The sequence below is a fragment of the Celeribacter persicus genome (assembly GCF_003050785.1).
GTDB lineage: Bacteria > Pseudomonadota > Alphaproteobacteria > Rhodobacterales > Rhodobacteraceae > Celeribacter > Celeribacter persicus.
In genome coordinates, this window is the sequence record NZ_QAOH01000029.1 from 1 (window position 1) to 26,424 (window position 26,424).

The 26,424-nt window shown below is 59.5% G+C and carries 19 protein-coding genes and 1 pseudogene; 12 read left to right on the forward strand and 8 right to left on the reverse strand.

Features of this window, described 5'->3' with window-relative positions; genetic code table 11:
• On the reverse strand, positions 1-536 hold a 536-nt coding region (locus tag C8N42_RS19205), incomplete at its 3' end, for an IS6 family transposase (RefSeq protein ID WP_107818071.1).
• Between the two features lie 62 nt (positions 537-598).
• Between C8N42_RS19205 and hisD the strand changes: the two are divergent.
• The 5 genes and pseudogenes from hisD to C8N42_RS19230 all read left to right on the forward strand — a co-directional run.
• Positions 599-1,732 (forward strand): annotated as a pseudogene (gene hisD / locus C8N42_RS19210) (histidinol dehydrogenase); the annotation flags it as partial.
• Positions 1,729-2,490 carry an SDR family NAD(P)-dependent oxidoreductase gene (locus C8N42_RS19215; protein ID WP_107818072.1) on the forward strand — a complete coding sequence of 254 codons (762 nt, stop codon included), beginning with the start codon at positions 1,729-1,731 and terminating at the stop codon, positions 2,488-2,490. The pseudogene hisD and the gene C8N42_RS19215, both read left to right, overlap by 4 nt.
• A 266-nt stretch (positions 2,491-2,756) precedes the next feature.
• A complete protein-coding gene (locus C8N42_RS19220) occupies positions 2,757-3,314 on the forward strand; it encodes a PadR family transcriptional regulator (protein WP_245890298.1) in 558 nt (185 codons plus the stop codon).
• A gap of 146 nt (positions 3,315-3,460) precedes the next feature.
• Entirely contained in the window at positions 3,461-4,207 is a 747-nt protein-coding gene (locus C8N42_RS19225; RefSeq protein ID WP_107818074.1) for a siderophore-interacting protein, read from the forward strand.
• A 217-nt stretch (positions 4,208-4,424) separates the two neighbouring features.
• Positions 4,425-5,789 carry an NHL repeat-containing protein gene (locus C8N42_RS19230; RefSeq protein WP_245890299.1) on the forward strand — a complete coding sequence of 455 codons (1,365 nt, stop codon included), beginning with the start codon at positions 4,425-4,427 and terminating at the stop codon, positions 5,787-5,789.
• 79 nt (positions 5,790-5,868) lie between these two features.
• Here C8N42_RS19230 and C8N42_RS19235 read toward each other — a convergent pair whose 3' ends face one another.
• From C8N42_RS19235 to C8N42_RS19245, 3 genes are read right to left on the reverse strand one after another with little or no spacing between them, the layout of a single operon-like run.
• Positions 5,869-6,642 (reverse strand): ABC transporter ATP-binding protein, encoded by a 774-nt coding sequence (locus tag C8N42_RS19235; protein WP_107818075.1) that lies wholly within the window; start codon positions 6,640-6,642, stop codon positions 5,869-5,871.
• Positions 6,639-7,727, reverse strand: coding sequence for a FecCD family ABC transporter permease (locus C8N42_RS19240; protein ID WP_245890300.1), 1,089 nt, complete (start codon positions 7,725-7,727; stop codon positions 6,639-6,641). Before C8N42_RS19240 ends, C8N42_RS19235 begins: the two co-directional genes overlap by 4 nt.
• A 2-nt stretch (positions 7,728-7,729) precedes the next feature.
• Entirely contained in the window at positions 7,730-8,842 is a 1,113-nt protein-coding gene (locus C8N42_RS19245) for an ABC transporter substrate-binding protein (RefSeq protein WP_107818076.1), read from the reverse strand.
• Positions 8,843-8,975: 133 nt separating this feature from the next.
• Between C8N42_RS19245 and C8N42_RS19250 the strand changes: the two genes are divergently transcribed.
• Entirely contained in the window at positions 8,976-9,902 is a 927-nt protein-coding gene (locus C8N42_RS19250) for an alpha/beta hydrolase (protein WP_107818077.1), read from the forward strand.
• On the opposite strand, the gene C8N42_RS19255 is transcribed toward C8N42_RS19250, so the two are convergent.
• From C8N42_RS19255 to C8N42_RS19265, 3 genes are read right to left on the reverse strand one after another with little or no spacing between them, the layout of a single operon-like run.
• Entirely contained in the window at positions 9,899-13,783 is a 3,885-nt protein-coding gene (locus tag C8N42_RS19255) for an amino acid adenylation domain-containing protein (protein WP_245890301.1), read from the reverse strand. The two genes, C8N42_RS19250 and C8N42_RS19255, sit on opposite strands and share 4 nt — an antisense overlap.
• The gene (locus tag C8N42_RS19260; protein WP_107818078.1) at positions 13,764-13,994 is read right to left on the reverse strand and encodes a phosphopantetheine-binding protein; all 231 of its coding nucleotides are present in this window, start codon (positions 13,992-13,994) and stop codon (positions 13,764-13,766) included. The genes C8N42_RS19255 and C8N42_RS19260 overlap by 20 nt, the downstream gene beginning before the upstream one ends.
• On the reverse strand, positions 13,991-15,631 hold the full coding sequence (locus tag C8N42_RS19265; RefSeq protein ID WP_245890302.1) for a (2,3-dihydroxybenzoyl)adenylate synthase: 1,641 nt from the start codon (positions 15,629-15,631) through the stop codon (positions 13,991-13,993). The genes C8N42_RS19260 and C8N42_RS19265 overlap by 4 nt, the downstream gene beginning before the upstream one ends.
• Before the next feature lie 333 nt (positions 15,632-15,964).
• Between C8N42_RS19265 and C8N42_RS19270 the strand changes: the two genes are divergently transcribed.
• From C8N42_RS19270 to C8N42_RS19295, 6 genes are all read left to right on the forward strand, one after another.
• Complete coding sequence (locus C8N42_RS19270; protein WP_107818079.1) at positions 15,965-18,232, forward strand: FepA family TonB-dependent siderophore receptor; 2,268 nt, start codon at positions 15,965-15,967, stop codon at positions 18,230-18,232.
• A 124-nt stretch (positions 18,233-18,356) separates the two neighbouring features.
• Positions 18,357-18,920 carry a TRAP transporter small permease gene (locus C8N42_RS19275; RefSeq protein ID WP_170109380.1) on the forward strand — a complete coding sequence of 188 codons (564 nt, stop codon included), beginning with the start codon at positions 18,357-18,359 and terminating at the stop codon, positions 18,918-18,920.
• On the forward strand, positions 18,917-20,170 hold the full coding sequence (locus tag C8N42_RS19280; protein WP_107818081.1) for a TRAP transporter large permease: 1,254 nt from the start codon (positions 18,917-18,919) through the stop codon (positions 20,168-20,170). Before C8N42_RS19275 ends, C8N42_RS19280 begins: the two co-directional genes overlap by 4 nt.
• Before the next feature lie 9 nt (positions 20,171-20,179).
• A complete protein-coding gene (locus C8N42_RS19285) occupies positions 20,180-21,151 on the forward strand; it encodes a TRAP transporter substrate-binding protein (RefSeq protein WP_107818082.1) in 972 nt (323 codons plus the stop codon).
• A 606-nt stretch (positions 21,152-21,757) separates the two neighbouring features.
• Positions 21,758-22,774, forward strand: coding sequence for an efflux RND transporter periplasmic adaptor subunit (locus C8N42_RS19290; RefSeq protein ID WP_245890303.1), 1,017 nt, complete (start codon positions 21,758-21,760; stop codon positions 22,772-22,774).
• A complete protein-coding gene (locus C8N42_RS19295) occupies positions 22,771-25,923 on the forward strand; it encodes an efflux RND transporter permease subunit (protein ID WP_107818084.1) in 3,153 nt (1,050 codons plus the stop codon). Before C8N42_RS19290 ends, C8N42_RS19295 begins: the two co-directional genes overlap by 4 nt.
• Positions 25,924-26,198: 275 nt before the next feature.
• Here C8N42_RS19295 and C8N42_RS19300 read toward each other — a convergent pair whose 3' ends face one another.
• A complete protein-coding gene (locus tag C8N42_RS19300) occupies positions 26,199-26,330 on the reverse strand; it encodes a cytochrome b/b6 domain-containing protein (protein WP_107818085.1) in 132 nt (43 codons plus the stop codon).
• Positions 26,331-26,424: the final 94 nt, after the last annotated feature.

Here is a 26,424-nt window from a genome sequence, read left to right on the forward strand (position 1 = left end):
TTGAGCTTGCCGTGATCAGCCTCAACGACGTTGTTCAGATACTTGACCTGACGGTGCTGAACGTCGCTTGCGCACTTACCCTCTTGCTTGAGTTCAGCCAGCGCAGCGCCATAGGTCGGCGCCTTGTCGGTGTTGATCACGCGCGGTTGCTCCCAACTTTTCAAGCCTTTCAGCGCCTTGCCAAGAAAGCGCTTCGCAGCTTTCGTATTGCGCGTCGACGAAAGATAGAAATCGATCGTGTCCCCGAATTTGTCGACAGCCCGGTAGAGATAAGCCCATTTCCCGCGAACCTTGATATAGGTCTCATCCACTCGCCAGCTATTCGATCGAGGGTGCCGCCATTGCCAACGCATGCGCCTTTCGATCTCGGGGGAATAATGTTGAACCCAGCGATAGATCGTAGAGTGGTCAACCCGATGACCCCGTTCGGCCATCATCTCTTCCAGGTCACGATAGCTAACCCCATAGCGGCAGTACCAACGCACAGCCCAAAGCACGATTTCACCCCGGAAATGACGGCCTTTGAAGTCGCTCATGCTACACCCCTTATCTCAGCAATGACCCACAAAATGCTTGCCGCTGAAAAAGTTTGCAACAGAGCCTCGCGCAGCTCTCCGACCGTGAAATCGCCGATATCAAGTTCGCGCAGGAACAGGTGCGCAACTTTGCCCAAGCACAGCGTGATACTATGCTGGACCTCGAAATCGAGACCTTGCCAGGGGTGATCCTGGGACACAAGAACATTCCCGTTCAATCCGTGGGTTGCTATGTGCCGGGCGGCAAGTTCCCGATGGTGGCCTCTGCGCATATGTCCGTCGCGACGGCGTCTGTCGCCGGTGTGCCGCGCATCATCGCCTGTACCCCGCCGTTTCAGGGCAAACCCAATCCGGCGGTCATCGCGGCAATGCATTTCGGTGGTGCGCATGAGATTTACGTGCTCGGGGGCATTCAGGCGATCGGGGCCATGGCGATCGGCACGGAAACCATCGAGCCGGTTCACATGCTGGTCGGTCCGGGCAACGCATTTGTCGCGGAAGCCAAGCGGCAACTTTTCGGGCGTGTCGGCATTGATCTGTTCGCGGGGCCGACCGAGACCATGGTGATCGCCGATGAGACCGTGGATGCGGAGCTTTGCGCCACCGATCTTCTGGGGCAGGCGGAACACGGCTATAATTCCCCGGCTGTTCTGGTCACCAATTCGATTGCGCTGGCAGAGGCGACGCTCAAGGAAATCGACCGCTTGCTTGAAATCATCCCGACCGCCGGGACAGCGAAGGTGAGCTGGGCCGATTACGGTGAGGTGATCGTCTGTGATACTTATGAGGAAATGCTTGATGTCGCCAATGATATCGCCTCCGAACATGTTCAGGTGATGACCGATTGCGATGACTGGTTTCTCGAAAACATGCATTCCTATGGGGCGCTGTTTCTTGGACCTCGCACCAATGTGGCCAATGGCGACAAGGTGATTGGAACGAACCACACTTTGCCGACGAAAAAGGCGGGTCGCTACACGGGCGGACTCTGGGTGGGTAAATTCCTCAAGACCCACAGCTATCAAAAGGTGACGACGGATGCAGCTGCCACGCTGATAGGGGAATACGGTTCGCGCCTTTGCATGTTGGAAGGCTTCGTTGGACATGCCGAGCAATGCAACATCCGGGTGCGCCGCTATGGGGGCATCAATGTCCCTTATGGTGAAGCCGCGCCCTATCGCGAGGCGGCCGAATGAGTGTCGTACTGCCTGATTTCCGTCTCGACGGGAAACGCGCACTCGTGACCGGGGCAGGGCGGGGCATCGGCCTCGCCATCGCTCAGGCCTATGCGAAAGCGGGGGCGGAGGTGACACTCTGCGCCCGGACCAAAGCCGAGATTTCCGAAGCGGCCGCCGAATTGCGGGCGGAAGGCTGTCGGGCCGAGCCCCTGGCGCTCGATGTGACGGATATTGCGGCATTTGAACACGCAATCAAGACACAGCCCGCCTTCGATGTGTTCGTCAACAATGCGGGGACCAACCGTCCCAAACCGCTCTCCGAGGTGACCGAGGAGGATTACGACGCGGTCATGGATCTTAATCTCAAGGCCGCGGTCTTCTGTGCACGTGCGGTGACGAGCCGGATGGTGGCTGCAGGGCGTTCCGGTTCAGTCATCAACATGTCATCGCAAATGGGACATGTTGGTGCGCGCGACCGGACGCTTTATTGCGCGTCAAAATGGGCGCTGGAAGGGTTTACCAAGGCGCTGGCGGTCGAACTGGGCAGCTTCGGTATAAGAGTCAACACGATATGTCCGACCTTCATCGAGACACCGATGACCAGGCCGTTCTTTGAAAATCCGGAGTTTCGTGCTTCCGTCCTGTCGAAGATCAAGCTCGGTCGGCTGGGTCTGGTCGAGGATGTCATTGGTGGCGCTTTGTTTTTGGCGTCAGATGCCGCAGTGCTGATGACCGGAAGTGCGTTGCTTTTGGACGGAGGATGGACGGCGGATTAGACCGACACCTTGGCCGCGCCCGCAACGCTGCCATGGTGTGCATTCATGAAACAGGATCGAGAAGAGAAGTCGGGCGAACGTAGGAGCCGCTCTGTGTGTAGGCGCTTGAAGAGCGAAGCCTCCGGCTGTGGCAGGATGACTTTCTGTCATCGGTCGGTGACCATAAGGGACTGGCCTTTCCGGCTCAGGTATTTAGCGGAACAGATACGATGAAATGATTTTCGATATATCTTGATTTACGATATATCTAGATTTATATCGGGATCATGAAGCAGAAAAGACATATGGATATGGCCCGTCCCGAAGGGCTGATGAAACACCACCGTGGTGGAGAAGGCGGCAGGATGCGCGGCCGTCGCGGAGGTGGAAAACGCCTGTTCGATTATGGCGAGTTGCGCCTGCTCATGTTGGCGATGATCGTGGACAAACCGCGTCATGGTTATGAGTTGATCAAGGAAATCTCCGAGCGGTTCGAAGGCCGCTACAGCCCCAGTCCGGGGGTGGTCTACCCGACCCTCTCCTGGCTTGAAGACATGGGCTACATTACCCTGACCGCCGAAGAGGGTGGGCGGAAACTGTCGCGGATCACGACGGAGGGAGAGGCCTTTCTCGCCGCCAACCGGCAAGCCGCCGACGAGCTTCTGACCCGTAAACCGCCGAAGAAACCGCGTGGCGATGTGCCGGAAGCTGTGGCCGAGGCGATGGATCGGCTTAAATCAGTCCTGCGCCATCGGCTTGAAAACGAGACACCGAGCGAGGAGGAGCTGTCCGCCATCGCCTGGCGGATCGAAGAGGCCGCAGAGGCGATCGCAAAGCTGGCCTGATCGGCTGCGATCCCCGCACGCGGCAGAAATGCCGCGCGTTTGACAACAGTCGCCAGAGGTCACGAAGGCGTCGCGGGAGGACTTTCTCTCTTACAGCGGCCCATTGGACATCGAGCCAGCTTCGAGACATCCGCAAAGGAATGCACATGGAACAAATCATCACCCGCCACCGTCAGGAGCCGAAGCGTCGTGCCCTGAATGTGACCGAAGTTTCCCACCTCACCCCGCATATGATCCGGGTCCAGCTTTCAGGCGAGGAACTCAAGGATTTCAAAAGCCTGTCGCCCGACGATCACATCAAGCTGTTTTTCGAAACCGGTGCGGGCAAACCCGAGATGCGCGATTACACCCCGCGCGCTTATGACAACGATGCCTGTACCCTGACGCTGGATTTCGCGGTGCACGAGGCCGGGCCTGCCACCGCATGGGCGCTTTCTGCCAAGCCGGGCGATACGCTCAATATTGGCGGGCCGCGCGGCTCTGCCGTGGTGGCGCCGGTGTTCGACTGGTATCTGCTGATCGGTGACGAAACCGCGCTGCCCGCCATCGGACGCCGGGTCGAGGAACTGCCCGCAGGGGTTGAGGTCATCACGCTCACGGGCGTGCCTGAAGCCGCCGACGAACAGGTTTTCGAGACTGCCGCCACGCACCACGCCCATTGGATTCACCGCCCGGTCGAGGAGGCGACCGATCCCGAACCGATGCTTGAGGCCCTCAAGGGCATCACCTGGCCGGCGGGCAAAGGCTTTGTCTGGATCGCGGCCGAAGCGAAGGTGGCGCGGGTGCTGCGAGACTATGTCACCGGTGAAATCGGCCACCCGTCGCACTGGATGAAGGCCTCCGGGTACTGGACCCAGGGCGTCGCGGACGGCAGCGACAAGCACCTCGCATAAAATCCCGTTTTCAAAATGGTCATGGAGGTATTGCACGCCGTTGCAATGCCTCTTTTCATATTCGGCGACCTGGCCGGAATCCAACTGAATCCGGTAAATCTTATGTTATTTGTCGGGTATTTGTTGACAGCCTTGAAAAATCCCAGCAAAACCACCGCGACAGCCGTGGCCTGACGCCATTAGCCAACCGGCATTCGAAGACTGAAAAGGTATCTTTATGATCCATTCGATGCGTTTTGGGCGTCGCCTCTGTGTTGTCGCCGTGCTGCTTGCTTCTACTCAAATGGCTTTTGCTCAGGACGCTTTTGACGCGCCTGCGATGTTCACCGGCAAAGTAGGCGTTTCCGGCGCCGATCGCAGTCCGATCTATCCGGGCACTACGGCTACTGTCTCCGGCGAGGGCTTTGCCGTCGGGCAAACCGTCACCGTCGAGCGCGGCGATACCGTGCTGGTCGATGCGATCAAGGCCGACGGAGAAGGCAAATTCACCGCGACGTTTGATGTGCCCGCCGATGCTGTGATCGGGGTGCATCCGGTCATCGTTAAAACCGACGCGCCTGACAGCGCCGAAGTGATCCAGGTGAAGGTCTCCCCGGACCTTGAGACTTTCGGCGAGGACAAGTTCGACATTGTGAAAAGCGCCTCTCTTGCAGGCAATCTTTACCAAGTGGCGATTTCCGAAAAAAACGGCACGATTTTTGCGACCTCTGCCGTGGGGCGCCCTCCGGTGAAGGAGTCGACACTTTACAAACTTGATGCCGAAACGCTCGAAGTGTTGGCTGAGGCCACGCCTGAAATCGCCGATGAGCGCGGTGGGCGTTACGCGGTTTACGGCGTGGCCGTCGATGATACCCATGGCAATGTTTGGGTGACGAACAGCCGTCAGAACACGGTCGCGGTCTATGCCCAGGACGATCTCGCTCTGGTCAAGCAATTTGCAGACGGCGCAGCCAATCATGCCCGTGACGTGGTGGTGGATCATACCCGGGGGCGTGCCTATGTGAGCACTTCAACCGATGGGATTGAAGTGTTCGATACGGGAACACTGGAGCTCATCGACACCATTGAGGTGCCCTCGAAACAGCGCGGACAGAGGTTCTTCACTACCAGTCTCGCGCTGGATGAGGATGCGGCCATTCTCTACACGCCCTCTCTGACCACCCCGGAGACCGCTTTCATAAACGTAGAGACCGGCGAAGTCACCGTGTCGCCACTAACCGCAACCGACCGTGCCATCGGTGTGGATGTCTCCGAGGATGGTTCCAGAATCTTTTACGTTTCTCAGGGTGGCGATGATCTCGTGATCACAGATGCCGAGGGTACCGTTCTGTCCGACACACCGATCGGTGTGCAGCCGCTCAATGTGGTTTATGACGATGCTGATGGTCTTGTGTTTGTCGTCAATCGTGGGTCCGACAGTCTTGCGGTGACCGATGTCAATGGTGAGATGGTGGCCAACCTGCGTGTGGGGCCGCAACCGAATTTTGTCGAGGAGACGGAAGACGGTGCGATCTATGTCGTGAACAAACGCCGCGAAGGCAATGACGACAGCAATACGATCTGGCGGCTCGACCTGAAATAACAGGGAATTATATCAGGCAGGCAGCCGCGTCTTCGGGCGCGGCTGCTTTTTCATGTCTTGAGAGATTTGATAAGACGCCTCAGGTCGCGGGACCATCGACACAAATCAGTGTTTCGCCTCGGCTGTCCCGCTCGACACGGGCGTTGACGTGATAGACCTCGCCTAGCAGCTCCGGCGTCAGGATTTCGGAGGGCGCCCCGTCGGCGGTGACCGCCCCTTGCGACAAGACCACAAGACGGTCCGCCCACCGCGCTGCTTGTGTCAGATCGTGCAGCACGGCGATGACGATCCGGCCTTCACGGGACAGGGCTTTCATCTCCGCCAGAATGCGAAACTGCATCGACAGGTCGAGTGCGGCGGTGGGTTCATCGAGTAAAAGCAGTTCCGGATCGCGCGCCAGCGCCTGCGCCAGCCCGACCGATTGTCGCTGCCCGCCGGAAAGCCCGGAGAGCGCGCGGGTGGCGAGATGAACACATCCGACCCGTGCCAAAAGCTCCTCGGCGCAGGTGATTTGCGCGCCATGGCTCAGGGTCGAAGCCCCGCCCGCATTCATTGCCACCCGCAAACTGTCGAGCACCGTCAGATCCGAGTGGCTTTCGAGATGCTGCGGCATATAGCCGATCCGGGCGGCACGCTCGCGCCGTTTCATGGCCTTCAAGTTCTGCCCGGCAAGAGTGATCTGCCCCTCGTAAGGCAGGGTCTGGGCGATGGCGCGCAACAGGCTCGATTTCCCGGCGCCGTTCGGTCCGGCCAACACGATGAACTGCCCCGGCTCGAAAGCGGCCGTGCTCAGATCGGTCAGGATCGCCTTGCGCCCGCGCGACAGATGCAGGCCGGAGAGGGACAGGCTCATGACAGGTTGCCTTTCTTGCGCAGGATCAGGGCGAAGAACACCGGCAGACCGACCAGAGAGGTGACGATGCCGATGGGCAAGAGGATGCCTGGCACCAGAAGTTTCGACAGGATCGAGGCAAAGGACATCAGCACTGCGCCGGTCAGCACGGAGGCGGGGAGGAGAAAACGGTGATCCTCGCCCACGGTGATCCGCGCGATATGCGGTCCGGCGAGTCCGACAAAGCCGATGACGCCGACGATGGATACCGCACAGGCGGCAAGCACGCTGACCCGCACCAGAGCCCACCGGCGCAACCGGGTGACATCGACCCCGAAACTCTGTGCCTGTGTGGTTCCCATGCGCAGCGCGGTAAGCTGCCACGAGGCTTTGAGGCTGAAGGGCAGGGTGATCGCCAGCACAAGCGCCATCAACACGATGCTCTCCCACCGCACACCCGCAAGGCTGCCCATGGTCCAGAACACAAGCTGTTGCAGTGCATCGGCGGAGGCCACGAATTGCAACAGCGCCAAAAGCGCGCCGGCGGTGAAATTCAATGCGATGCCGAACAGAATGACCACGGTCGGCCCGCCACCGCGCAGTTGCGAGACGAGCTGGAGGATGAACATCGACATCAAGGCAAAGACCAGAGCATTGGCCGAGACCGCCCAGATCGGTGGTAGAACCGGGAGGCTGATCCCAAGAATGATCGCCACCCCGGCGCCCAATGCCGCAGAGGACGAGACCCCAAGCGTGAAGGGTTCGGCGAGCGGGTTTTCCAAAACTGTTTGCATCTCGGTTCCGGCAAGCGACAACGCTGCCCCGACCAGAAGCGCCATCAGCGCCACCGGCAGACGCACCTTCCACACAATGACCTCCGCCCCGCGCGAGGCTTCTTCTCCGCCAGTCAGGACATTCAGCACTTCGGAAAGCGGCAGGCCCGAGGGGCCGGAGACGATATCGGCCAGCAAACCGCCAAGCGCCAAGAATGCCAGAATCGCCACAAGCAGGATGCGGCGGGCCTGGCGGCGGGTTTCAAACTGGCTCAGGGTCGTCGTGTCGGTCATGGTGTCCGTCATGGCATCGGGCTGGGCGGGTGTCGTCATTGTCAGGGAGCCGGAAGCCACCAGGTGCCATCGACAGAAATGGGGGAAAACCGGGTCTGGAGCGTCTGCATTGTCGCTTCCGGGTCGAGATCGGTGAAAAGATCGGGGTGGAAGGCTTTGGCGAGATATTCGATCAGCGCGATATGGATAGGAGAGTCGTTGAACAGGTGCCAGATCGCCAGCGCGTGCCCGTTCTCAACGGCGTGCAGATCGGCGATCCCCGGTGTGGCAAGAAGTGTTGCGAAACTGTTCTCCGCTTCGTCTTGCGTCACACCTGCGCCCAGAACCAGCCCGCCACGTGTGCGCATGTGCTGGCCACCAGTGGCAACGAAATAATCCGGATCGAGCGCGATCAGGTTCTCAAGTCCCACCGTGCCCATCATCCCGGGCACGACATCTCGCGCGGCATTGACACCGCCCGCCCCGGCGATGACATCATCGAATACGCCCGCACCCACGGTGGCGCAACAACGCTCGCCGTTGGCGTGTACCTGAATGAACACGCGTGGGCGGTCCGGATTGGCCTCTGCCAGGCGGGAGGTGATCAGATCGCGTTTCTCGGTGTAAAAGGCGTTGAACTCCGCTGCGCGGTCTTCCGTGCCGATCAGGGCGCCGAGGATGGTCATGCTGTGGGTCGTATTGGTGAGAGGATTGGTGAAGAAATCGACGAACACCACAGGAATTCCCGCTGCGGCAAGCTGCGACAGCGGCACCTCCATTTGCGGATCTTCGGCGTCGACCAGCGACAACACGACAAGATCGGGGGCAAGCGCAATGGTCTTTTCGACCGAAAGCTGGCGGTTGCCGGCACCGACGGTGGCAATGTTTGCGATCTCCGGGAAGGCCTTGGTAAAGGCGTCGAGCCGTGCGGGATCGAGCCCCTTCGCCTCGCGCCAGCCGACGATGCGATGCACCGGATCGTCTTCAAGCATCCCGAGCACCACCAGATGCCGCCCGTCGCCCAGGACGATGCGTTCGGCCGGGGCGGGCAGGGTTACACTGCGCCCGATGATGTCGGTGACGGTGATGTCAGCCATCGCGGGCAGGGCAGTCCAGAACAGACAGAGACAGGCGGCCAGCAGCCAGCCGAGAAAATTGCGCAAAATGCGGTACATGGGGAACTCTCGCGGTTGCGGTGCGGTGTTTGACGCCTTATCCGTTTGCGGCACCTAAACAAATCCGACAAAATAGATCAAGTAAAATGCCTGTAATCGCACCACCGATTACGCCACTGTTGGAAATTATCTGATGTCTCAGCCCCTTGCCGCATCTCTTGCCGCCCGTCTTGCTTTGCCGTCGGTGATTCCCGCCGCCGTGCTCGATCTGCCGCCGCATAAAGGGCGCGAAAGCCGGCATCTGGTCCTCAAGGCGCCCTGCGACAGCCATCGGATCGAGATTCTCGACCTGCCGGAAGTGCGTCATCCCCTCGCGGCACCTGATGCAGCACCCTACAGGATTTTTCGCGCCGTGCCGCGCGGGATGCCTCCCGCGAGCGGCTGGCCGGTGCTTTATCTGCTTGATGGCAATGCGGCGTTCGATTTCCTCTCTGCGGCGGATTTGGCGCAGGTGCCGGGGCTGGTGTTGATCGGGATCGGACAGGACACGCGAGGCCAGTTCGAACGCTTGTCGCGTGCCCGCGATCTGACCTTTCCAAAACCGGGGCAGGTAGGGCTGATCCCGGATGCAGGCTATGGCGACCGGCCGAGCGGAGGCGCGCCGGAGTTTTTGCCATTGTTGACCGGAGTCCTGCGAGAACACAGTGAAGACGGGATCAGAATCGACGCGACACGGCGCACGCTCTGGGGGCATTCTCTGGGCGGGTTGTTCGTTTTGAACGTGATGCTCCGCGCACCCGAAAGTTTTGCACGTTATGCTGCGATCAGCCCTTCTTTGTGGTGGAACCCGGAACGTTTCACCCCGGTGCTGGAGGCGGCGCTCTCCATGCCGATGCCCGAAACGGCGCTGCCGCTCTACATGGGGGTTGGCAGCCGCGAACAGCGCACCGGAAGCGACGGTCCGCCACCCGACGGCCCGCCGGAAGCCTTCATGGCGCTGGTGTCGCGTCTGGCTGAAACCGGGCGGTTCGATCTGATGACGCAGATTTACGAAGGCGCGATGCATATCGCCAGCCTGCCGAGTTCATTGCCCGCAACCCTGAGTCTGGCCGCCGCCTAAAGCCGTTCCGCGATCAGTCCCGCAATCGTGCCGACCTGGTTTGGGGCGACCATGTCTTTGTGCAGACAGGGCAGATCGCGCGCCTCCAGATGCGCCACATGTGGCTCCCACATCGCGGCGGTCAGATCGCGATCCCGATGATCGAGGCCTGCCCGCAGGTGCAGCATCTCGCCGGCATAAAACCGGTGATCGTGTCGCCGCATCAGCCCATTGGTGCCTGTCACCAGACGCACCACCGCGTCGAGCACTTCGGTCGGTAAAGCGCCCAGAAGACTGGTTTCGCTTTTCAGAAAGGTCACGACCTTGGTTCGGGTGTCGAGATCGCCATGCGCTTCCGGGTCATGTCCGGCAATTGCCAGAAGCGCACGCAGGGCCGTGACCGGATCGGGTTCCGGTTCGCTGCGCCAGGCTTCTGAGGGATAGGCATCAAGTGCGGCCAGAACGCCGATTTTGCGCCCGCGTGCGGTAAGTTCAACGGCCAGTTCCTGCGCGAGAATGCCGCCAAGAGACCAGCCCACGAGATGCAGGGTTTCATTGTCGCTCTCTGCTTCGATCAGATCGGCATAGCGGGCACAGAGCGTGGTAAGGCTTTCGGGCATCTCTGCCCCGCTCAACACCGGCGATTGCAGCCCGATGACCGGAAGTCCCGTGCGAGCGGTGATCGCCTGCGCAAGCGCGCGATAGCCCCACACCAGCCCGCCTGCGGGGTGCAGCAGGAAGACCGGCGGCTGCCTCTCGTTGGTGCCTTTTGTCAGCGGAAAGACCGGGTTGAGACCGGCGCGGGCATTTTCGCCCTGTTCAAGCGCGCGGGCGAGACCTGCAACGGTCGGGGTTTCAAACAACTGTCCAAGTGGCACTTCTCGCCCCACGCTCTCTTCGAGTCGCAGCAAAAGTGTCAGCGCAGAGAGGGAATCGCCACCGAGCATAAAGAAATTCCCCTCGCGCACGGGCAGGGTGGCAAGGTTCAACACCTTTTGGACCAGTTCCGCGATTTGAACCTCGTGCGGGGTTTGCGGCGGGGTGCCTTGGACGGTATGGTTTTGCGGCTCGGGCAGGGCCTTGCGGTCGAGTTTACCATTCGCCGTGGTGGGGAAGGCATCAAGCGTCACGATATGCTGCGGCACCATATGGGCGGGCAGTCTGGCGCCAAGCGTCTGAACCATTTCGGCTTCGCTCTGCGTTGCGCCAAGCACATAGCCGATGAGACGGGTCGCACCTTGATCCGTGCGCGCCAGCACCACCACCTCGCGCACGCCGGGCAGGGTGCCAAGCGCATGTTCGATCTCGCCAAGCTCGACTCGCATTCCGCGGATTTTCACCTGATAGTCGTTGCGCCCGAGATAGACGATGGCCCCGTCGGGTCGCAGACGCGCCAGATCGCCGGTGGCATAAATCCGCTCTCCGGGACGGAACGGATCGGGGCGAAACCGCTCCGCCGTCAGATCGGGACGGCCCAGATAGCCGCGCGCCAATTGTCGCCCGCCCAGATAAAGTTCGCCCGACACGCCCTGCGGCACCACGCGACCGGCGGGGTCGAGCAGATAACAGCGGGTGTTCCAGACCGGAAAACCGATGGGGAGGGGGCTGCTTTTGTCCTCTGGAGCGGCATTCCAACAGGTCACATCCACGGCCGCCTCGGTCGGGCCGTAGAGGTTGTGCAGTTCGGATGTGAGGCGGGCATGGAACCGGTTGCGATGAGCGGCGGTCAGGGCTTCGCCGGAACAGAAGACCTGTCGCATTGCGATCCCTGCGCTGGCCGGATGATCGAGGAAGGCCGCCAGCATCGAGGGCACGAAGTGGCACACAGTGATGGCATGATCGCGGATCGTGCGCGCAATCGCGGCAGGGTCGCGATGCGCTTCGGGGGCTGCAAAAACCAGCGTGCCGCCGCAAAGATAGGGCAGGAACAACTCCCAGACCGACACATCGAAGGTCGTGGGGGTCTTTTGCAGGATGCGATCCTTGGGTGAAAACCCGTAATGATCACGCATCCACAACAGCCGGTTCACGATGGCCCGATGTTCGATCATCACACCTTTTGGTGCTCCGGTGGAGCCGGATGTGAACAGAACATAGGCCAGATCGTCTGGCTGCGGCATTGACCGGGGCTGCCCCGTGAGCCTGTCGGGCCAGTTTTCAGGGGGTAACGGCGCCATCGCACTGGCGACATCCAGATCGGCCTGCGCCAAAAACGCAACAGGCTCGGTCTGGTCGATCAGCCCGGCGAGACGGTCGGCGGGCTGCGTCGGATCGAGCGGAACATAGGCCGCACCCGCGCGCAGGATTGCGACGAGCGCGACGGCGAGATGTTCGGACCGCTCCAGCGCGACAGCGACACAGCGGTCCCGACCCGCACCGAGTCCCACGAGATGATCGGCCAGCGCCGCCGAACGCCGGTCGAGTGCGCCATAACTCAGCACTGTATCGCCAAAGATCACGGCGGGCGCTTCCGGCGTGGCGCGCATCTGTGCTTCGATCAGGGCGGTCAGTGTGGTGTCGAGAAGGTCGTGATCGGTGGCGTTCAGATCGAAGATCAATCTGGAGGCTTCCCGGTCGGTGACCGTCGGCACCGGCACAAGCCTGTCGGCATCCAGCGCCCGGTCGAGAAACTGCACCAACCGCTCCAGATGAGCGGCGATGTCCTCAGAAGTGTAGAGCGCAGGGTTGGCGTCGATCTCAACCGTCAGCGCAGTCTTGCCGTCACCACGATAGCTCACGGTCAGATCGTCCACCGGACCGGCGCTCAGGATATGGAGCTGGCTCTCAAGCCCGTGAAAGCGCGGCGCAATATCGAAGGGCTGAATATTGATCAAAGGCCCGTAAAGTCGGTCTTCCGCGCCCGTACGTCCGAGATCGCGACGCAGGGTTTCCGAACGATAGCGACCCGATTTGCGCAGACGGGCCAACTGCGCGGCTTCGCGTGTCAGTTCCGCGTCGAGCGATGCATCTTCATCAAGCACCAGACGATAGGGCAGCACGTTCATCCACATGCAGGGTACGCGTGCCGCCTTGGTCCCGAACCGGGCCATGAAGGGCAGGCCATAGACCGGATCGCCATCGGGAGAAACCCGACGTAGATATGCGGCGCTCAGGAGTGTCAGCACATCCGGCCAAGTCAGCCGAAGCTTCTGCGCGCGGGTTTGCAGCCGGGTGAAGATCGCCTGTGGTACGTCGATCTGATGGCGCAGGAACCGATCACTCGAACGCAGAGCCTTGGCTTGTCCAGAGGGCGAAGCGGGGGTGTCGAGCGACTGGCCGTAGTCGCGCCAGAACGCGGCATCCGCGCTATGCTGCACACTTTCGCGATAGGTGCTGTCGGCCTCGAATGCCTGAGACAACGGGGCAAGGGTGGGGCCGGCTGTCTGGCCGAACTCGGCGCCATAAAGCGCGCCGACACGGTTGGTGAGAAGGACAAAGCCAAAGCCGTCGATGGCCAGATGGTGAATGCGTTCATACCACAGGTGATGGCCGTCGGAGAGGCGAAACAGGATAAACCGCGCGAGCGGATCGCGGGACGGATCAATCGGCGTTTCCGTGTCGCGATCCATTACTGCAAGGGCCACGGCAAAACCGTCCGGATCGTCCCGCAGATCGACGATTTCCAACTCCGGCACATCAGCGGTCAGGACCTGACGCGGGCTGCCGTTTTCCGTCAGGAACCTGAGGCGCAGAGCCACGGACTCCGCCATAGCCTGCGTGTGTGCGCGGCGGAACGCCTCAAGATCAAGCGGGCCGATGAGTTCGATGAACTGGCCGGTGTTGAACAGCGGATTCCCGGGGTCGAGCGTTTGCGCCAGCCAAAGACCCTCCTGCGCCTCGCAGAGCGCAACAGGCGGCAGGGCCGAGTCCGAAGTCGGCGGTTCAGGTCTGATGTGCCTCAAGAGCGGCCTTCCACGCGTTCAGGGTCTGATCTTCGGCAAAGGTCAGGAAATCCATTTCCATGCCGCGTTCCTGCCAGGTCGTTACAAGAACCATAATCCGCATGGAATCGAGCCCCATATCGGTCAGGTTGTCATCCATGCCGATCTGGTCGGGCGTTGTGTAGAGTGCTTCGGCAACATCCTTGCGGATGATTTCGAAATCAATGCTCATGCGGGTTCCTTGTTGAAATGTTTGTCTTTTAGGATCTGGCGCAGAGATTTGCGGTCCACCTTGCCAACCGCCGTGGTCTCGAAGGCCTCGGTAAAGATGATCTGGTCCGGGACCTTGAATTCGGCGATGCCACGGGCGCGGATGAATGCCTTGAGCGCAGGAGGGGTAACGCTTTTGCCCTCTTCGGTGACCACGAAGGCACAACTGCGTTCGCCAAGAAACGGATCGGGGACCGCCACCACGGCAGCATCGAATACCGCCTCATGGGCGAGCAAGTGATCTTCGATCTCCTCGGCGGAGACCTTTTCCCCGGCGCGATTGATGTGATCGCCAGACCGCCCCTGCACCTCAAGATAGCCGTCGGGACGGCGTTTGACGATATCGCCGGTACAATAATAGCCGCCTTCGATAAAGGAACGCCGGTTGGCCTCGGGGGCATTGTAATAGGCGCGGATCGTATAGGGGCCGCGGGTATGGAGGATGCCCGGTTCGCCTTCGGAAACGGGGGTTCCGTCTTCGCGCAGCAGCAGAATTTCGTCATCCGGGCTGATCGGGCGGCCTTGGGTATTTACGATGACCTCATCGGGATCGTCGAGGCGGGTGTAATTCACCAGACCTTCGGCCATGCCGAACACCTGTTGCAGGGTGCAGCCCAGCGTCGGGCGCACGCGGGCGGCGCTTTCGGGGGTGAATTTGGCTCCGCCAACGCCGAGAACCTGGAGAGAGGACAGGTCGTGTCCGGTTTTCGCGGCGGCCTGCATCCACAAAAGCGCCAGTGGCGGCACCAGCCCGGTATGGGTGACGCGTTCGGCTTCGATCAGGGCGAAACAGGCGTCGGGTGCGGGCGAGAGGCTCATCACCACGGTGGCACCGACCGAGAGTGCCCCGAAATAGCCGGGGCTCGACATCGGGAAGTTATGCGCGGCGGGCAGGGCAGTCAAAAAGACGGAGTCCTGTGTGACGCCGCAAATCCCGGCTGAGGCTTCGAAACTGTAGATGTAATCGTTGTGCGTGCGGGGGATCAGTTTGGGGAAACCCGTCGTGCCGCCGGAGATTTGCAGGAACGCGACATCACAGGGATCGACAGGCGTCGGGGTGGCAAGCGGCGCGCTCAGAAGGCTGTCGAGCGCTGCCACGCCGTCACAGGCCGGGCCATCGTGATAGGCGGTCTTGAGCGCGGGACAGGCGGCCAGCGCCTGACGCGCCAGCGGAGCATATTCAAACCCTTCGTGACGCGCAGCACAAATCATCGCCCTGGCGTCCGAACCGCTCGCCAGATGCACGACCTCGCGTTCGCGATGCGCGGGCAGGGCGTAGACCGGGATCAGGCCGGCATACATAATGCCCAGCACCACGGGCAGGAAGCGCGCCGAGTTCGGCAGTTGCACTAGGACACGATCACAGGGCTCCAGACCGGAGGCCAGAAGTCCACCGGCGTAACGTTGCGCCTCTGTGCGCAGCTCCGCGTAGGTCATCCGGCTGTCGCCCGCGACCATGGCGAGGCGGGGGCCGAACCGTCCGGCGATTTCATCGAGCCACATGCCAAACGTGACGTTCCGCCAATAGCCCTTTGCACGATAGGTTGCGGCCAGATCGTCAGGCCAGATTTGGGTGGGTTTCGTCATGATCTTTGCCATCTCCAAGGTCCATCGGATCGCAGGCCCCGGTGAGAGACCATTGATCGGCGTGCCTGGTGATGAACAGCCCGCAGGCGCGTCATCGACTTGGGTGCGCAGTCAGGCTTTGAAATAGGGGAATTGGTGCATGCTCGCAAGCCCGTGTCATCCCGGCTCCAGCGCCGGATTTGTGCGGAAATCCTGTAGACCGGGATATTGGTGCGACATTTTTGCCCATTCCTTACTATTTTTATCGGAGAATGCGTTGCAATTTTTTGTAACGAATGATTGAAGGGCGCAAAGCCAGCCTTTGCCAGCGTGAGTCTTCCCTTTCTATGGATAAAGGAACGAATCATGCGAAAAGGTGGATATGCTTTGCGCGCAGGCACGGCTTTGGGACTGCTGTTGTCTTTGAATGTGGCCTCCGGTTTTGCTCAGGATACCGGGGCTGACGATGTGATCGTACTCGATCCGATCGTCATCAGCTCCTATGAGGAAGAAGTTCTCCAGTCCCTCGGTGTGTCCGTCATCAGTTCGGAGGAAATTTCCGAACGCGCGGTCGCCAACGACATTTCCGAAATCGTGCGCAAAATGCCGGGTGTGAACCTCACGGGGGCGTCTTCGTCGGGTCAGCGCGGCAACCAGCGTCAGATCGACATTCGCGGTATGGGGCCGGAAAACGTTCTGATTCTGATCGACGGCAAGCCGGTTCTGTCCCGGACCGCGATCAAGATGGGCCGTGGCGGTGAACGCGACACTCGCGGCGACAGTAACTGGGTTCCCGCCGAAATGATCGAACGGATTGAAGTGATCCGTGGCCCGGCAGCGGCGCGTTACGGCTCCGGTGCCGCCGGTGGTGTGGTCAACATCATTACCAAACAACCCGAAGACGAAACCTTTAACATCAACCTGCGTTACAACCAGCCGGAAAGTAACCTCGAAGGTGGCGATGCAAGGGTCAACTTCCTTTGGGCCAAGCCTCTCAACGAAAATGTCACGCTGCGCCTGACTGGGAACTACAACAAATCCGAAGCCGATGATCCCGACATCAACGACGACACTCAGGATTGTGATGCAAGCACCAGCGCCGAAGATTGCGCATCGCCTGCTGGCGTAGAGGGCGTGGTTAACAAAGACCTGACAGCGGCGCTCGACTGGCGTCCAAATGCCGACAACAAGTTTGTCTTTGAACTCGGATACTCGCGTCAGGGCAACATCTATACCGCAGACAGCCAGCTAAGCCGCGAGACTGATACCACCCTGTCTCTGGTTGGTGAAGAGACCAACACAGTGAAGCGTGCCAATGCGTCGATCTCGCACGAAGGCCGCTATGCCTGGGGTGATATCGACAGCTATATCCAGTATGAACATACGGATAACCGCCGTCTCTCCGAAGGGACTGCTGGTGGTGTTGAAGGTACGATCAATACAACCACCGAATATGATGAATCCAAGCTGGATGTTCTGAGCGCGAAGTCCGAGGCCGATATTGAGACCAAGTTCTTCGGCAAAGATATGGCGCTGACCGTCGGGACCGAGTTCCGGTATGAAAAACTCGACATGTCGGAAATCAGCTTTTCCTCGGTCGCGCTCGATATCGGCGACACCTCTGCGGACAGCTCGGAAAACGATTTGACGCCGGATCAGTCCACTCTGGGTCTCTATGCCGAGGGCAACATTCTTGCTACAGATCGCTTGACGATCTCTCCGGCTATCCGTTTGGATGTCGCGGATACATTCGGGACCAACCTCTCGGGCGGTCTGAATGCAACCTATGAGTTTGACAGCGGATGGTCCGTCAAAGGTGGTGTCGGTCGTGCGTTCAAAGCGCCGAACCTTTATCAGCTCTCCGAAGGCTATGTCTATACGACCCGCGGCAACGGCTGCCCCTATCCGTATAAGGGCGATGGCCCATGCTATGTGCTTGGAAACTCGGATCTCGATGCCGAGACCTCGTGGAACAAGGAAATCGGTTTTGCTTACGCAGGGGCCGAAGGTATCAACGCGACGTTGACCTACTTCCATAACGATTACAAAGACAAGATTCAGTCGGGCACAACGCAAGTCGGCACCTACACTGTCGGCAGTTCAACCTATCGTGTCTATCAGTGGGAAAATATCCCGGATTCGGAAACTTCCGGTCTCGAAGGCAGCTTCCAGGCACCTTTGGGTGATCGTCTGAACATGTCGGTCAATGCGACTTACATGCTGACCTCCAAACAGACGCTGCATATAGATGGCGGGACCACCAGCGGCGGGGTGGCTTACGATGCCATAACAGTTGAAGCACCTCTATCTCTTGTGCCAGATTACACGATCAACGCCTCTTTTGAATGGCAGGCCACTGATCGCCTGACTGTGATTCCGGCTCTGACCCATTATGGTGAAGTCGACGTGACAGACTATTCCGCACACACCGGTGAGGCTACAGGCGATACCGAAACGGTTGATCCCTATACCCTTGTCGATTTGTCTCTGAAATACGAGCTGAACGACACGGTGACGCTCACCGGCGGTGTGACGAACCTGTTCGACACTTCGATCAAACGCTCGGGGAATGGTTCGCAAACCTATAACGAGCCGGGTCGGGCCTTCTATGTCGGTCTGAGCGCCACTTTCTGAGCGGCGGTGCCGTGAAATCTTGCGAGTGCCTTTGAAAAAGGGCGCTCGCATTCCCGCTAAGGGGCTTCTCGCATATGTTAAGAGCACCATGGCATAACATCAGAAACCGTTGATGAGCATTTCAATGCCTTGTTCCTCTTCCCAGAGTTTGCTCTCCCGGATCGACCGGGCCGTGTTGCGTTTTGAGCTGGGGCTGGCCGGGATATGTGTGGCGGGGATCGGTCTTTTGATGCTTGCCAATGTGGTGTTGAGGGGGATTGGGCGACCGCTTATCTGGGGGGACGAACTGGCCGTCAATCTCATGGTCTGGTCCGCCCTTCTCGGGGCCTCCATCGCCATCGCCACGCGGCGGCAGGTGGCCGTCGATCTTTTGAGCGAGAGTCTGAAGCCCCGGGCGCGTGTCTGGCTTGGGTTGGGTGTGGACGCTTTGGTGTGTGTGGCGGTGCTTTTGATCGGGCTGTTCGTTTGGCGCTGGTTCGATCTGCCAGGGCTGATCCGTGCCGGGTCCCCCTCGGAACTTTCAATGAAGACTTTTAATTTCATCTATCAGGAGCCGACGCTCACGCTTGGGGTGCCCAAGGTCGTTTTCTGGTCGGTTCTGCCGCTTTTCTGCCTCTGTGCCGCGTGTCATGCCCTCTCTGCATTGTACGAAGATATCGCGTGCCTTGTTGCGGAGCGCCGGGCGTGATTGCGGCACTGGCTTTCGTTGTGCTTCTGGCGTTGGGCGTGCCCATCGGCTGGGTATTGATCCTCACGGCGCTTGCGATCATTGCGCAAGGCGGAGACTGGATTCTGCTCCAAAGCCTGCCGCAGCAGCTTTATGGAGGGATTGAGAGCTATGCGCTTCTGGCGCTGCCTCTGTTCACCCTGCTGGGGGAGCTGATGGGGGCGGGCGGTATCGGGCGGCGGTTATTCGCACTGGCCGGCGCGCTTTTGCCCCCTCTCAAGGGGGGGCTGGCCTATGTCAATCTTCTTGCCAATATGCTGATGGCCTCGGTACTTGGGTCAACCACGGCCCAGATCACCGTCATGTCCCGGCTTGCCGTGCCCGAAATGGAACGAGCCGGGCATCCGCGCGATCTTTCGGCAACGATCACGGCGGCGGGCGGGCTGCTGGCACCGATCCTGCCACCTTCGATGAATTTTATCGTGTTTGCCGCCATTGCGCAGCTACCTGTGGCGGATCTGTTTCTGGCGGGCGTGGTGCCGGGGCTGGCTATGGCCGGGCTGTTTGTTGTGGTCATTGCGCGTTATGCGCGCCGTCACGACCTTCCAAGCGTTGCGCCGCAGCCGTTTCGGGGGCGCGCGCTTGCCATTCTCGATGCGCTGCCGGCGCTGCTCGTGCCGATGATTGCGGTCGGTTCGATTCTGGCCGGTATCGCAACACCGACGGAGGCGGCGGCAGTATCGTCCTTTGCTGCCATTGTCATCGGGGCGGGGGTTTATCGGGAATTGCGTTTTCGCGACATTCCCGCCGCGCTGTTGCGGGCCGCGCGGGGAGCGGGGCAGGTGTTGTTCCTTGTCGCCTGCGCCCAGCTCCTTGGCTGGGTGCTGACCTATTCGAATCTGCCCGCGCTGACTGCCGCGACACTTCAGGACCTGACCTCGTCGCCTTTGGGCTTTCTCTTGCTGCTCAATATTCTGTTGCTCTTGCTCGGGATGATCATGGAGCCGATCCCGGCCATCATTCTCACAGCCCCGGTGCTTTTGCCCGTCGCGACGGATGTTTACGGCATCGACCCGGTCGCCTTTGGTGTCATCTGCTGTGTCAATCTCACGTTGGGCCTGCTCACACCGCCGGTGGGGGCCGGGCTCTATACCACCGCGCTCCTGACCGAGACGCGACCTTTGCGGCTGGCGCGTCTGTTGCTGCCGTTTTTTGCCGCCGTTCTCGTCATTCTTTTGGGGATGACCCTGTTCACCGCATTTCAATCCTGAGGACAATCCATGCGTATCCGACATATCATCACTGCCGCCACGCTCATGCTTGGGCTGGGGACTTCCGCTTCGGCCGAAACGCTGAAAATGGGGCTGATCACGCCGCCACCGCATCAATGGACGAAATCCGCAAATGCGCTGGCCGACGCCATTGCCATGGAAACCGGGGGGCGTATCACCGTCGAAGTGTTCCCGGCGGGCCAGCTTGGCAACGAGGCGCAGATGCTGCAACAGCTCCAGACCGGTGCGCTCGATCTCGCCTTTCTGACCGTGGGGGAACTCACCAATCGCGACCCGAATTTCGGTGCGCTGACCGCGCCCTATCTGGTGGCGAATGGGGAAGAGGCGGCGAAACTGCTCGAAGGTCCGACCGCCACGGGATTGCTCGACCGACTCGCTCCGCTGGGATTGAAAGGTCTTGGCTACGGCATGGCGGGGATGCGGATCGTGCTTGTGTCGAAAGACGCGCCGCTTGCCGAAGGCGGCACCGTGGCCGGACGCAAGATCCGCACCGTGCCGCTCGCTCAGGAGCTCGATTTCTGGCGTATGGCCGGTGCGACGCCGACGCCTTTGCCGCTGACCGAGTTGTACGATGCCTATGCCAATGGTCAGATCGACGGGATGCAGATCGACTTCGAAGGCACCTACAACACCCGGTTCTATGAGCTGTCCTCGGCCGTGCTCGACACCGAGCACATGATTTTCCCGATGGTGGCCGTGACCTCCGCGCGTAAATGGCAAGGCTGGTCTGAGGAAGATCAGGCGTTGATCGCGCGTTTCGTGGCCGAAGAAACCGCGCGGTTGCGTGCGCTCTATCCGCAGATCGACGCGGAGTATCGGGCGAAACTCGGAGAGGCCGGTGTGCCAATCCTTACTCCGGGCCCCGAAGTCTTCGGTTCGGCTGTCGAAGAATGGAACCGGGTTTGGGAAGATAAAACGCCGATCCTGATGGACCTGCGTCAGGAGGCGGCTCAGTATTGAGCGAAAACGGATTGAGTTGAAACGGGCGGCCAGCGAGCCGTCCGTTTTCGCGATCAGGGAGCCGCAGCCCCCAGGCAGGGTTCGGGAAAAGGGGGAACTTCACTCGTGGGTTCGATCCGATTATGGGGTGGATTGCAATTTCTGTTCCGTTCCGGCGGTCAGAGGCGGTATCCGCCCTTTGTCGAACAGGGTGTTAAAGCGTTTCGCATAAAATCTGAATCACAGATTTAATGTGAAGCGCTCGCAACGCTCATACGAGGCACTGCGTTTTGCTTTTTCCCTGTTTCAGACAAAAAGCAAAACGCTTTAAATAGGCAGAACTCGCCACTCTGGCCTTGTTCCGTTCCTCGCAGGCATGTTCATTCCGGCGTTCACGGAAGTTTTATTCGAAATACGCGACGGAAATTCACGTTATGCGCGAACAATTGTATATATGTGAGTTTTCCAAGCCTGGATGAGAATATGCGCGCCTTTCTGACTGCTGTGGCATCACTTGTGATTGTGGGTGGGGCATACAGCTTGACCTTTGGCGTGCCTGCCCAACTGAAATCCTTGCTGGGCATGGAGAATGCCCAGAACCTGTCAGGGGTTCCGAGCGGATCGTTTATGAGGGTAGGCAAGGGCGAGGCGACGGTTGTCGTCACGGAACCTCTCTCGCTTCGACCCTATAATGATGTCATTCGCGCCGTCGGAAGTGGACGTGCGATCCACCGTGCGAATGTCACGACCGAAGGATCCGGAGAGGTGATCGCGACCTATGTGGCTGCGAACCGTCTGGTCGAGGCCGGGGATCTTTTGGTTGAATTGGATGCGCGCTCACAACAGCTTGCACTGGAACTTGCCGAAGCCAATCTCAAACAGGCAGAGCAAACGGTGGAGCGCTATACCCAATTGCGCGCCAACGGAAATCTCACCTTATCGGCAGTCACCCTGTCAGAGGCGCAAACTGCTCTGGAGCAAAACAGGATTGCCGTCGAAATGGCGAAAATCACACTGGATGCACAAACGGTGCGGGCGCCGATTTCCGGACGTCTGGGGCTGAGCGAAGTCGAAACCGGTGATATCCTGTCGGTCAATGACCCGATCGTTTCCATTGACGATCTGAGCGCCCTGCTCGTGCAGTTCGAAGTGCCGGAGCGGGCCATTGGTCTGCTGCAAAAGGAAACCACCATTCTGGCCAGCACGCCGAGCTTCGTCGGCAAGGTGTTCGAAGGGGAAATCGAAAGCTTTGACAGCCGTTTGGACAGTGTCACGCGAAGCCTGACGGTTCGCGCCCGCGTCGAGAATCCTGAAGGGTTGCTCTGGTCTGGTATGACGTTTTCGGTCCAGTTGATCCACGAAAGCGAACCATTGCCCGCAGTTCCGGCCACAGCGATTACATGGAGCCGGGATGGATCGAAAATCTGGATTGTCGAAGAGGGAAAAGCCGTTTCCATTCCCGTTGTCATTCTGCATCGGCAGGACGAAACCGTATGGCTCGATACGGACATCGCGCCTGGAGTGCAGGTGGTGACGGAAGGGGCCCAAAAGCTGCATGAGGGGGGCGCGGTTGCCTCTCGCAATCTGCAAGATTCATCCGGTTCTGCCGGTTTCTCGAAGGCAAAAGATGAGGTGCCTTCATGAACGCTCTGCCAGAACGAGATACAACGGAAGACGATCTGAGTTCGTCAAAGCAATCGGGCCTCGCCAATCTGTTCATTGCGCGGCCGGTCTTCGCAATCGTCATCAATCTTCTGGTTTTGATTGCGGGTCTGGCTGCGCTTTCGGCTGTCGATGTGCGTGAAATGCCCGATGTGGACCAGCCGGTCTTGTCGGTGCGGACGAGCTATGAGGGGGCGGTTCCTGAAACCGTCGACCGCGAGGTCACTCAGGTGCTGGAAGATGCGTTGAGCGGTCTGGATGGCATGGCCTATATCGAAAGCAGTTCAAGCAGTGAAAGCAGCCGGATCACCATTGATCTGTCCGATGGGACGGATATCGACGTCGCCGCGAATGAAGCCCGTGAAATCGTGTCGGAAACCATGCGACAGTTGCCAGACGATGTCGACGATCCGACGGTGTCGAAAGCCGACAGCAACGGGGATGCGATCATCCGTCTTGCTGTTGTGGGCGATGTGCCGCTCGCAGAGCTGACCGATATTGCGGAGACCACGGTGTTCGACAGGCTGTCGCTGATCGACGGCATTGCCGAAGTCACGGTGCGAGGGGATCGCGCCAATGAATTCCGCGTCAGTGTCGATATGCCATCTCTGCTGAGCCGTGGTCTGACCATGTTCGATGTGTCGGATGCGTTGCTTTCCCTGCGGGATGACACGCCGCTCGGCTCTCTCGACACATCGGTGCAAAGCTTGTCTCTGAGGGTCGGCAATCCCGTGGTTACACCGGAAACGATCGGGAATTTGCCGATCAATGCCGACACCCGTATCCGTGATGTCGCCTTTATCCAATATGGGGCCTCTGATCGGGAAACCTCAGCGCGTGTGAATGGCAAGACCGCAATCGGCATCGACATCACGCGCCAGTCGGTTGGCAACACGCTGACGATTTCAAGGGACGTTCGTGCGGCCGTTGCCGATCTGGCGCAGGAAATGCCCGAGGGTGTCGAGCTTCTGATCACGTCTGACGATGGTGTCTTTATCGAAAGCTCGATCCACGAGGTGGTCAATTCCATCGGGCTGGCGACCTTGATCGTGATTTTGGTCATCTTTGCCTTTTTGCGTTCTGTGCGGGCGACGGTTATTCCGGCTCTGACCATACCCGTGGCTCTGGTTGGGACGGTTGCCGCGATCTGGATCACCGGATTTTCCGTGAATACGATCAGCCTTCTGGCTCTGGTTCTCGCCACGGGTATGGTTGTCGATGACGCAATTGTCGTGATTGAAAATATCGTGCGCAAACGCAGGGACGGAATGGGGCCTTTCGCGGCTGCGGCAGCCGGCACCAATGAAGTGTTCTTCGCGGTGATCTCGACCACTGCCACATTGGCTGCGGTCTTTATCCCGATCTCCTTTTTGCCTGGGCAGGCTGGCGGTGTGTTCAGCGAATTCGGATTTGTTCTGGCGTTCGCGGTCACCCTGTCGTCGATCACGGCCCTGACGCTCGCCCCGGTCTTGTCGGCCTTTCTCGATCCGGGAAAAGCCGAAGGCGTTCTGGACCAAGAAAAGAATGAAGCCGCAGCTCGGACATGGGGTATGCGGACCTTCGATCACGTCATGGATCTCGCCCTCCGCAATCCTCTCCCTGTGCTGTCCATTGCCGGTGCCCTCGTCATCGTTGCGCTCGGGGCTGCCAGTACCCTGTCCTCAAGCCTCACCCCATCCGAGGATCGTGGGTTTTTCCTGATCTTCGCCCGCGGACCGGGAGATGCGACAATCGACTATGTGGAAAAGCAGGTACTTGAGATTGAAGATATTCTTGAACCTTACCGCGCATCGGGCGAGGTGAACACGGTTCAAAGTCTGATCGGAGTCGGTGGTGGCAGTGCGCTTGTTATTGTCCGTCTTGTCGATTGGGCAGAACGCGCCCGGAGCCAGCAGGAGATCGCGTCTGAACTGAACCGGGCCGTTTCGCAGATTCCGGGTTTGCAAGCCTCGGTCCGCTCATCGAACAGTCTCAATATTCGCGGAGCGGGGCAGGGTATCACCTTTGTGGTTTCAGGCGATAATCTCGAAGAGATGACTGATGCGGCAAACGGGCTGATCGAGGTGATGAGTGCAGATGAGACATTTATCAATCCGCAACTGTCGGATGATGATGTTTCTGTAGAGATGGAAGTGCTTATTGACGACCAGATGGCGGGCGCGTTTGGATTGACCAAATCGGAAGTGACCGAACTTGTGAGTATGATGGTGCAAGGGGCCGTGCCGGTCAGTGTCTTCCTTGACGATACCGAGGTTGATGTCTCCCTTATGTCCGGCGGACATCCGATCGACGATCCGACGGATATTGAATCGATCTATCTTCAACTGGACGATGGCAGCTTTGTTCCTCTTTCCGCAGTCGCCCATCTGGATATGTCGATCAGCCAGTCAACCATTTCACGTCAGGCGGGCTCTCTGGCGGTCGGTATCCGTGCCAATCTTGGCAACGGTGTAGATCTGGGCTCGGCGGTCACGCGTGTTCAAAGCCTCGCAAAGGAAACGCTTCCGGAGGGCATGAGTGTTGTCCTGACCGGTGAAGCGGCAAGCCTGAGTTCAAGCCAGCAGGCCATGTACATGGTGTTCGCCGTTGCGGTTCTTGTCGTATTCCTGGTGCTGGCGGCCCAGTTCGAAAGCCTGACCAGTGCAGCGGTCATCATGCTCACAGTGCCCTTCGGTATCGCAGCCGCCCTGCTGGCCATCAAACTGAGCGGGGGCTCGCTCAATTATTACAGCCAGATCGGTCTCGTGATGCTGATCGGTGTCATGGCGAAAAACGGCATTCTGATCGTTGAGTTCGCCAATCAACTGCGTGAAACGGGAGAGGATATTGATACTGCGATCCGCAATGCATTGCGGTTGCGAATCCGTCCGGTCATGATGACCATGGTTTCAACTGTTTTCGGAGGTTTGCCTCTCGTGCTGACCTCTGGTGCGGGGGCGGAGGCTCGTATCGCAGTGGGCTGGGTGATTGTCGGTGGTCTGGGGTTTGCAACCGTCTTTACCCTGTTTCTGACGCCGGTATTTTATCGTTTGCTGGCAGGATATGGCGGTCTGCCAGGCGGAGCGGCTCAGCGATTGCTCGCGGAGCGGCGTCATTTCAGGTCCATGGTTTCCGCAGGGAAATCCCCGTAACGGTTTGACTTGCCAATCTGAAGTCCCTCAACGTAACGAAAGGCGTGCGGCGGCATCGTGTTCTTTCGTCGCGATCTTTCGGTTCCCTGTGAAAGGCTGCCTGGGGAAATAAAGCTCCAGTGACTCCAGAGGCGTCTTTTGTGTTGCCATTCTGGAGGATGAGTGTTGGCCGAAGCATGTGCTGCGTAACCGGTGTTCCGCTCAAGCCCGGACAGGGCCTCAAAGGGCCTTGCTTCCTGAACCGGACAAAGTTGCGTTTTGCGGGAGGAGGCCGATCAGGTGCGTCCCGCCATCCGGCGCAATGTGCCATCCCGCCAGAGGATTTCATGTAGCACAGCCATGGCGACATGGCCGACGATGAGAACGGCCATGAGCCATCCCAGTTCGCCATGAAAACCGTCACCGATGAGAACGGCGGTGCAAAATTAGACCACGGTAGCGCCGTCGTATTGACGGTGCGGGCGGCGTAAAAGTCGTCCACTTTTTCCCTTCTTGCGGCAG